This is a genomic window from Clostridium arbusti SL206 (assembly GCF_000246895.1).
Lineage (GTDB): Bacteria > Bacillota > Clostridia > Clostridiales > Clostridiaceae > Clostridium_I > Clostridium_I arbusti.
This window is the reverse complement of sequence record NZ_BAEV01000051.1, coordinates 18,600-27,552: the sequence shown is the minus strand read 5'-3', so window position 1 is coordinate 27,552 and position 8,953 is coordinate 18,600. Positions and strand designations below refer to the sequence as shown.

The following is an 8,953-nucleotide window of genomic DNA, read 5'->3' as shown; positions in this document are numbered from 1 at the left end:
ATATTATAACATAGTGTAGTTAAATAGAACATAAGGCACATTCAAATAAATAACTAGTCAGTATGCTAGCCTATTTTAACCTGACTAACTTGGCGTAAGTCTCCCACGCACTCTGTGAAAGTGATTCACACAAAATCAAAAAGAAGATTTTGGTTCTCTGCTTTTCTTCAAGTGGGAGTTCAACGCCAAGTAAGCCATGCATTTGCAGTTCTAAAATTCAGATGGGGTAAAAGAATCCCCACCTGAATTAAGAACTTGCTTCAATCCTACTGCGTCAACAGAACTCTCAGATAGCTCACTATCATCAGAACCTGTTTCCTTGTAGACTTCAAAATATCCGTCGCATCTTTGACTTACTATTTATTTTCATATGCCTAATGAAAAATATTATAAGTTTAGAATGAAGTCTTAGTATGATATAATTAATTCATATCGGGGTATGGGGAGGAAGTATTATGGATGTCTTTTATGAACAGTTTGTAGGAAGAAAAGATGATAAATTTTATAATTTTGTTAAATTATCAGCTTATGCTGCTGGTATTATAGCTTTAGGATTTTTTAGCATAGCAAAAATTGCAGGATTTGTTTTATTTATCATAATAGCTGGTGTTATATTTATTGTAAAGAGAAAGCTATATGCAGAATATGAATATGCTTTTACCAATGGAGAAATAGATATTGATAAAATAACAGATAAAAGCAATAGAAAAACAGTTAGTAATTTCCATATAAGGGATATTGAGGTTATGGCAGAAAAAGATAGTGGCATAATAAAAAATAGTGATTTTAAATATGATAAAGAGCTAAATTTTTATAATAAAAATAATAGCAATGCAGTATATAGTATATTGTTAATCTATAGTGGAGAAAAATTAAAAATAAATTTTGTACCAGATAAAAAGTTTCTAGAATTATGTTTTTTAATGAATAATAAAAAAGTAATTATATGAAATAAGCTAACTTGGATAGTTCGGAGGTAATATTTTGGAGTACATTAATGAGGTTAATTTAAATGAAGCTATTATTCATGTATTAGATAATAATGGTGATGATCCTGTTTATAATGAATACACTTTGGATCTTTCAGATGAAACCTATGAATATATATTAAAACATATACAGAAATGCTTTAAGGATGAAGAATTGAAATATGCAGTTTTTAATGATGGACGAAATATTGTAAAAGAACTTTCACAGGAATATTTAAATGGTCAGGGAGAATTTATAGATATATCAAAGCAAATAGCAAAGCAGCTTTTTATACTTATGAAGTCCAATGGAAGTATCCCATCCTGCGATCTAATGGTAGTTTCAATATCTACAGAACTTGGACCTATGCTTGCACTTTTAAAAATGGATTATGTTAAAAATTACACTCATAATATAGAATTTGTGGATGATAAGATAGGTATAAATATATTGCCTCAATTTATAGGTCTTCCATCAGGAGGACAAAGACTACAAAAATGTGCCTTTATCAAACCTATATTAAATGATAATAAAATTGATTTAATGGTTATAGATAAGCAGAATAAAAGCAAGGATTCAGATGATTATGGTTCTAATTATTTTATAAGTAATTTTTTAGGCTGTACTATTATTGAGAATGAGAGGGATGTAACCCGTAATTTTATTAAAACTGCTGAAAAATGGACAAGAAATAATTTAAAAGATAATGCAGATGCGGCTGAAGTTGTTAGATCTTCTCTTAAGAAAAAGCTTAAAGAAGAGGAAAAAATAGATATAAATGAATTTTCCAAGGATGTTTTTGGTGAAAGCAAAGATGTAGCTGAAAACTTTGTTCAGTATGTGAAAGAGCAAGGTGTAAATGAACAGATAGATGTGGATAAACAGTGGGTAGAGAACAAGTTAAAGAGGGTAAGGCTAAAAATAGATAAGGATATTGATGTCTATATAAATGAAGAAACCTATGATGATAATTCAAGATTTGAGATTGTAAGAAATGGTGATGGAACTATTAATATTTTGATAAAGCACATAAGAAACTATATAGAGAAATAAGAATTTAAAGAAGGTGAATAAGATGAAATTTGATTTCGATGCCATAGTAAATAGGAGAGGTACCAATAGTATTAAATGGGATACATATCCAGAAGAGTATATACCACTGTTTATAGCAGATATGGATTTTACTTCTCCTCCTGCTGTTATTGAGGCTATAGAAAAAACGGTAAAACGTGGAATCTTTGGATACACAAATCCCAGTGATGAGGTTTATGATGCTATTCTAAATTGGTTTTATAAGGAGTATGGCTTTCAATTAAAGAAAAGTTGGATTACATGGCTTCCTGGAGTTGTGCCAGGGCTTAGAGTGGCAAGTGCTATGGGAGAAGGCGATGTAATTACTACTACTCCCAATTATTCAATGCTGCTTTCTGCACCAATAAAAGCTGGAAGGCATCGTATTGATTCGACGTTAAAGATAGGCAGTATAGGATATGAAATGGATTTTGAAGATTTAGAAAGTAAAGTTACTCCTGAAACAAAGGTATTTTTACTTTGCAATCCGCACAATCCTGTGGGAAGGGTATATACCAAGGAAGAATTGTTAAGAGTTGCAGAATTTTGTAATAGGCATGACCTACTTCTTGTTTCTGATGAAATTCATTGCGAGCTAGTATTTGATAGACATCATATACCGATTGTAACCACAGGGGATATTGCACTTGAAAGGTCCATTACCCTTATGAGTCCTGGGAAAACTTATAATTTACCAGGAATTCCTATTGCATTTGCAATTATTCCAAATCGCAAATTGAAAAAACGTTTTGAGGCAGCAGGCTATGCAATGCCTCATCCTGGAATTCTAAACTATGAAGTTTGTCGTGCTGCATACGGTGATTCGGAGGAATGGAAGAAGGAACTTTTAGATTATTTGCGTGGTAATCGTGATTATGTTGAAAGAGAACTTTCTCAGAGGTTTCCAAAGGCTATTTATTCACATGTAGAGGGCACTTATTTAACTTGGATAGATTTTAGACCTCTTAAGATAGAGAATCCATTTCAATTTTTTTATGAAAAGGCTAAGGTAGTATTTTCAAATGGCAAAGATTTTGGTGAGGATGGTTTTGTAAGACTTAATTTTGCTTGCTCACGTGAATTATTAAGAGAAGCATTTGATAGAATTGAAAATGCTGTTCATAAGATTTAAAAGGATATAAGGCATGTTCAAATAAATAACTAGTCAGTATACTAGTCTATTATGAATCATACTACATTAACAGAACCCTCTGATAGCACCACTATCATCAGAATCTGTTTCCTTGTATGATTCATAATATACGTCGTATCTTTGACTTGTTATTTATTTTCATATGCCTAATAATAAATATATAAATTAAAAAACTGATAAAATAAAAAAGGAAGGCTTAGCCTTCCTTTTACTCTTAATTATAGAGTGTTTTCTGAACCTAAAACATTTGCTATTTTATCTTCAACAGTAGCTTGGATTGCAACTCTTCCAGCTCCACAGTATTTTCTTGGATCAAATTCTTTTGGAGTATCTCCAAATACTTTTCTAATACCAGCTGTAAATGCAAGTCTTAAATCTGTATCCATGTTGATTTTACATACAGCCATAGATGAAGCTTTTCTTAACATATCAGTAGGTATTCCCTTTGCACCAGCAATATCTCCACCATATTTGTTACAAGTTGCAACAGCTACAGGATCAACAGCTGAAGCTCCGTGAAGAACTATTGGGTAGTTTGGTAATTTTTCTTGGATTTCTTCTAATATGTCAAATCTTAATTTAGCTTCTCCAGCAAATTTGAAAGCACCATGACTTGTTCCAATAGCGATTGCTAATGAATCAACACCAGTTCTTGTTACAAAGTCTACTGCTTGAGCTGGATCAGTGTATACATGAACATCACTCTTAACGTCATCTTCAACACCAGCAAGTACTCCAAGTTCAGCTTCAACTACAACTCCACGAGCATGAGCGTATTCAACAACTTCTTTAGTCTTAGCTACGTTTTCTTCATATTCATAGTGTGAACCATCAAACATAACAGAAGTAAATCCTGTTTCAATAGCTAATTTAACTGTTTCAAAATCTGGACCGTGATCTAAGTGAAGAGCAAGATCTACGCCTGTATCAGCTATAGCAGCATCAACCATTGCCTTTAAATATTTTGGACCAGCATACTTTAAAGCTCCTGATGATACTTGAAGTATAACTGGTGATTTTTTAGCTTTTGCACCATTAACAACTCCTTGGATGATTTCCATATTGTTGATGTTAAAAGCACCTATTGCATAATGACCTTCATAAGCTTTCTTAAACATTTCTTTAGTAGTAACTAATGCCATTTTAAAATTCCACCTTTCAAAACTTTATAGGGACTAATTGAGTCCCAGTGGGACATCTCCCTACACCTATTATAATTCAAATAAAGATTATTTTCCATAGTTTAATCATAATAATTTTGACTAAAATATATTTTGAATGTTAATTTTCTCTAATTTCCTAACTCTCTCTATTAAAAATTCTATACTGTGAGAAGATGCTAGTGCCTCATCTTTGTTTTGACATTTTGTGTATTCTTGTAATTTGTGTTCCTCTATACTTATATCGTCAATTAAAGTATGATTTACAAATAGGGAAAAGTTATCACAATACATATCCCAATCTTTAGAAAATTTTTCTGATAATTTAGCGGCTTCAGACCAATTTTCATTAGAGATATAACTCTTTATAGAATTATTAGAAGAATACATATTATAGGATACTTTATTTAAGTATCTTACTGAAATAAGACAAGTAAATATCATAGCTGAAAATAAAATAATAGTTATTACAATATTCTTCATTTTAAAACCTCCTGAATTTTATCTTTAGATATTTTAATCATAGAGTTGTGTATAAAATTTCCCTTTTGAATCAACAAGAGCAATGAATACATCTTTATATGAGTTTATATTTTTGCTCCTTAATGTACTTAAAAGCCATTTTTCATCTCTATTTATAATATCCAAGTTTTTACGGTTAACAACTCCATCTAATATTAATGTTACAGGAATAGTATCTTGTTTAGATTTAACATTTACGTCTTCCTTTGTAGCATTAGAGAGCTCAGTCTTTGGAATTACAGATAGTTGGCCGCTGGTTTCCAATATAGCAAATTCTATATCTTCTATATTGTAATATCCTTTAATACGAATTTCTTCTAATAAATCATTCATATTTAGTCTTTGACTTCTCATTACATCTATATCTACTTTACCATTATTAATTAGTATGCTTGGTTTACCCGATATTATTAAACGAGCAGTTTGGATTTTTAATTGCAATATTGAAACAAGTATTTCTATAAATAAAAGGGTTATTATAGGTATTATGCCGTGCATAATAGGTATCCTAGTGTCTTGCATAGGAAGTGAAGCTAAGTCAGAAATTATTATAGTTATCCCAAGCTCAAAAGGCTGTAGTTCACCTATCTGTCTTTTTCCCATAACCCTCATTACTACAACAATTAAAATGTACAGTATAATAGTTCTTATCATAAGAATAAACATAAAATCGCCCCTTGTTACGTATTCTAAGTATAATGTTTGCAAATTTATTAAATTTAATTCAATATAAATAAAATTTGATAATTTTATTTATATTGAATTATTTATTACATTTGAGAAGAGTAAATTTTCATACAATTGAATATGCCTTATATATTTTACAAATAGTAGTTATTGTTTTATGGTTGCGGGTGGTTTACTATAATTATAGTGATTAATATATTTAAGGCATAATAAAATAAAAAATCATTATTTTGTATCAGATAAGGCATGTGAAAATAAATAACAAGTTAAAGATGCGACGTCTATTTTGAATTATACAAGGAAACAGGTCCTGATGATAGTGGTGCTATCAGAGGGTTCTGCTGACGCAGTAGAATTCAAAATAGGCTAGCATACTGACTAGTTATTTATTTGAATGTGCCTAAAGAGAAGCTTCTGATGATGAGGGTGATTTAACATATACTGCCACATTGTATATTTACTTATTTATCTCAAGATAGCTAATATAAAAGATAGGTGATAAACAAATGAAGGAGTTTAGTTGTTTCGATATATTAGGGCCAATAATGATAGGGCCATCTAGTTCACATACGGCTGGAGCTGCAAGACTTGGAAGAATTGCAGGCATAATTGCTGGAGAAAATGAGATTTCAAGGGTTCAATTTCTACTTCATGGTTCTTTTGCTAAGACTTATAAAGGCCATGGAACGGATAAGGCATTGGTAGCTGGTATTCTTGGAATGGATCCTTGGGATGAGAGACTTAGAGATTCTTTTGAGATAGCAAGAGAGAAAAATTTGAACTTTGAATTTATAGAAACGGATCTTGGTCCAGAACATCCTAATACAGTTAAATTTGTTATCTTTAAAAAAGATGGAAGTAAGGTTACAGTTTTAGGATCCTCTATAGGTGGGGGAAATATTAATATAAGTGAAATAGATGGACAAAGAGTAGATTTTGATGGTAACTATCCAACTCTCATAATAAAGCATAGAGATGTTCCAGGAATGATATCAAAGGTAAGCACGGCTATATCAGAGGAAGGTATAAATATTGCATTTCTAAAGGTATACAGAAAGAGTAAGGGCTTTACTGCAGCCATGATATTTGAAACAGACAGTATTATTCCAGAAAATGTAGTGACGAAAATAAAAGATGTAGGTAATATTGAAAGTATAAGATGTGTAAATCCAGTTACGGAGGGAAAATAGATGTTTGTAAATACGGGAAAGGAACTTATAGATATTTGCAGCAGTAAGAACATACCTATATGGAAGTATACACTATTGGAAGAGATAGAGAAAAGTGGAGAGACTGAAAATATAATATTAAATAGACTGAAAAGAAGTTTAAATGTGATGAGAGAGGCAGCTGAATATGGATTAACTCATGAAGTTAGCTCTGTAAGCGGATTAATTGGAAAAGATGCTGTAAAGGTATATAAGTATGCTAAGAACAACGATACTATATGTGGAAACTTTTTAGTTATGGCAATGGCGAGAGCACTTTCTTGCTCAGAAGTAAATGCGGCCATGGGGAAAATTGTGGCAGCACCTACTGCAGGGTCTTGTGGAATTTTACCAGCTGTTATTATAACTACAGGAGAAAAATATAATAAATCAGAAGAAGAACTAGTAAGGGCACTTTTAACGGCTTCTGGTATAGGTATAATAATAGCGAAAAATGCTACTTTGGCTGGAGCTGAAGGAGGATGTCAAGCAGAATGTGGTTCGGCATCTGCCATGGCTTCTGGTGCTATAGTAGAAATGCTAGGTGGTAGTCCAAAAGAAGCTTTAGATGCATCTGCTATAGTGATAAAAAATATTCTAGGACTTGTATGTGATCCTATCGCAGGACTAGTAGAAGTACCTTGCGCAAAGAGGAATATAGGAGGCACAGTAAGTGCACTGTCTACAGCAGACCTGGTGCTTAGCGGTGTTGAGAGTAAAATACCTTTTGATGATTGTGTAGATGCCATGTACAAAATAGGAAAACAAATGCCTTGTGAACTTAGAGAAACAGCTATGGGTGGACTTGCTATCACTAAAACAGGTATGAAGCTTAAAGCTATGATTCAATCTAAAAATGAGATGTAATATTTTGATATAAAAGTATAACATTAAAAGATATAACATATAATACTTATTAATAGTAATGTGTTAAGGGCGGATTTAATTTGTCAAAGCGGAAAGTTATAGAGAATTACTATAGCGATGTAAACAATCTTGCAGATTTACTAGGGAAAATGGTGAATTCCTACAGACTTTTAATTGGAGGAGTAGGTGAATTGAATCAAATAGCACTTGCCAATAAAAACGATGTAAAGAATGCCATTAAAAGAGTAGATACGCTTGGCAATATCATTGATAACATATTGCATGGCATGGATGATACTAATAAACACTATATTCAATATTGTAAACTTAAAAGTGAATTCCTGAAGAAATCTGTAAATATAGACAATATTCGTACTGAAATTGAAGAGGAATTAAAATCATCAAATTAAAAAACTCCATAAATTAATTATGGAGTTTTTTTTAGACTTTTTTGATTTTTAACCTGCTTATCATAAGATACGAAAGCATTATAACTAAAACAATAGTTAGTATTGGATTAGGAGTGGTTCCTGATAAAAGTAATATAAGAGAATAAAATGCAACTATTATTCCAGCAGCAGTTATTGGAATCCCCATAAAATTACCATCGAAAGAAGTTGTATTATATCTTGCTAGTCTGTACGCACCTGCAATTGGTAATAGTAAAACTAAAATGTAACCAACCGCACCGAATTTAGAAAACTGATACATATTAAAAATTAGTATAGAAGGGGCAACACCAAATGAAACTAAGTCAGCAAGAGAATCGAGTTCTTTACCGAGTTCACTAGAAACATTTAAATATCTTGCAACTCTACCGTCATACCTATCTATAAGTGCTGCAAATATAATAAAAAGACAAGCCCATTTATAAGCGCTTAAATTTTGTGATGAAGCTTCAAATGTCATTAAAAGAGATAATACCCCGCAAGCCAAATTACTTAGTGTAAAAAAATTTGGTACAGAATTTTTAGCCATTTTTAAAATCACTCCTATGTTTTTTATGGTATTGTTTAATGAGTTAACAAGTGCCAGCCTAATAATCATATCATATTAGACTATAATTATTAAGTATATATAATAACATAACTCATTATAACTCATTTATGTGAATTAGTTAATAGATTATAAACATTTTTATATATAAGGTGCCTAGTTTTTGTAAATACTAGAAATGAATTTGTGTATGTTAAAATAAATAGCAGCTTAAAGATAGCACATATATTTTGAAGTATACAAGGAAATAGGTTCTGATAATAGGGGTACTATTAGAATGTTCTGCTAACTAACTGTGATGCGAAATAGAATAGTATACT

At 31.4% G+C, this 8,953-nt stretch carries 10 protein-coding genes; 6 read left to right on the top strand and 4 right to left on the bottom strand.

The genetic code is table 11. From position 1 onward, the window contains the following. The first annotated feature begins 455 nt into the window (after positions 1 to 455). From RH99_RS10495 to RH99_RS10485, 3 genes are read left to right on the top strand one after another with little or no spacing between them, the layout of a single operon-like run. Positions 456 to 950 (top strand): DUF6106 family protein, encoded by a 495-nt coding sequence (locus tag RH99_RS10495; RefSeq protein ID WP_010237551.1) that lies wholly within the window; start codon positions 456 to 458, stop codon positions 948 to 950. 34 nt (positions 951 to 984) lie between these two features. After that, entirely contained in the window at positions 985 to 2,022 is a 1,038-nt protein-coding gene (locus tag RH99_RS10490; protein ID WP_010237549.1) for a nucleoid-associated protein, read from the top strand. A 22-nt stretch (positions 2,023 to 2,044) separates the two neighbouring features. Then, the gene (locus RH99_RS10485) at positions 2,045 to 3,172 is read left to right on the top strand and encodes a MalY/PatB family protein (protein ID WP_010237547.1); all 1,128 of its coding nucleotides are present in this window, start codon (positions 2,045 to 2,047) and stop codon (positions 3,170 to 3,172) included. A 239-nt stretch (positions 3,173 to 3,411) separates the two neighbouring features. Here RH99_RS10485 and fba read toward each other — a convergent pair whose 3' ends face one another. From fba to RH99_RS10470, 3 genes are all read right to left on the bottom strand, one after another. Next, positions 3,412 to 4,335 (bottom strand): class II fructose-1,6-bisphosphate aldolase, encoded by a 924-nt coding sequence (fba, locus tag RH99_RS10480; protein WP_010237546.1) that lies wholly within the window; start codon positions 4,333 to 4,335, stop codon positions 3,412 to 3,414. 120 nt (positions 4,336 to 4,455) lie between these two features. Next, positions 4,456 to 4,836 carry a DUF4363 family protein gene (locus tag RH99_RS10475; protein ID WP_010237544.1) on the bottom strand — a complete coding sequence of 127 codons (381 nt, stop codon included), beginning with the start codon at positions 4,834 to 4,836 and terminating at the stop codon, positions 4,456 to 4,458. A gap of 33 nt (positions 4,837 to 4,869) precedes the next feature. After that, positions 4,870 to 5,541, bottom strand: a complete 672-nt coding sequence (locus RH99_RS10470) for a DUF421 domain-containing protein (protein WP_010237541.1) — start codon at positions 5,539 to 5,541, stop codon at positions 4,870 to 4,872. A gap of 527 nt (positions 5,542 to 6,068) precedes the next feature. Between RH99_RS10470 and sdaAB the strand changes: the two genes are divergently transcribed. From sdaAB to RH99_RS10455, 3 genes are all read left to right on the top strand, one after another. Beyond that, on the top strand, positions 6,069 to 6,752 hold the full coding sequence (gene sdaAB, locus RH99_RS10465) for an L-serine ammonia-lyase, iron-sulfur-dependent subunit beta (RefSeq protein WP_010237538.1): 684 nt from the start codon (positions 6,069 to 6,071) through the stop codon (positions 6,750 to 6,752). Then, positions 6,753 to 7,637: an L-serine ammonia-lyase, iron-sulfur-dependent, subunit alpha gene (sdaAA, locus tag RH99_RS10460; protein WP_010237536.1), complete on the top strand. Its 885-nt coding sequence runs from the start codon at positions 6,753 to 6,755 to the stop codon at positions 7,635 to 7,637. It abuts the gene before it with no gap. Between the two features lie 80 nt (positions 7,638 to 7,717). Next, positions 7,718 to 8,047, top strand: a complete 330-nt coding sequence (locus RH99_RS10455) for a hypothetical protein (RefSeq protein WP_010237534.1) — start codon at positions 7,718 to 7,720, stop codon at positions 8,045 to 8,047. 31 nt (positions 8,048 to 8,078) lie between these two features. Here the strand turns inward: RH99_RS10455 and pssA are convergent, their stop codons facing one another. Continuing rightward, a complete protein-coding gene (gene pssA, locus RH99_RS10450; protein WP_010237532.1) occupies positions 8,079 to 8,615 on the bottom strand; it encodes a CDP-diacylglycerol--serine O-phosphatidyltransferase in 537 nt (178 codons plus the stop codon). Positions 8,616 to 8,953 lie beyond the last annotated feature (338 nt).

Bases quoted from the DNA above. Each gene is read 5' to 3' on its own strand.
- RH99_RS10495 (WP_010237551.1), top strand. From the start codon at position 456: ATGGATGTCTTTTATGAACAGTTTGTAGGAAGAAAAGATGATAAATTT.
- RH99_RS10485 (WP_010237547.1), top strand. From the start codon at position 2,045: ATGAAATTTGATTTCGATGCCATAGTAAATAGGAGAGGTACCAATAGT.
- fba (WP_010237546.1), bottom strand. From the start codon at position 4,335: ATGGCATTAGTTACTACTAAAGAAATGTTTAAGAAAGCTTATGAAGGT.
- RH99_RS10475 (WP_010237544.1), bottom strand. From the start codon at position 4,836: ATGAAGAATATTGTAATAACTATTATTTTATTTTCAGCTATGATATTT.
- RH99_RS10470 (WP_010237541.1), bottom strand. From the start codon at position 5,541: ATGTTTATTCTTATGATAAGAACTATTATACTGTACATTTTAATTGTT.
- sdaAB (WP_010237538.1), top strand. From the start codon at position 6,069: ATGAAGGAGTTTAGTTGTTTCGATATATTAGGGCCAATAATGATAGGG.
- sdaAA (WP_010237536.1), top strand. From the start codon at position 6,753: ATGTTTGTAAATACGGGAAAGGAACTTATAGATATTTGCAGCAGTAAG.
- pssA (WP_010237532.1), bottom strand. From the start codon at position 8,615: ATGGCTAAAAATTCTGTACCAAATTTTTTTACACTAAGTAATTTGGCT.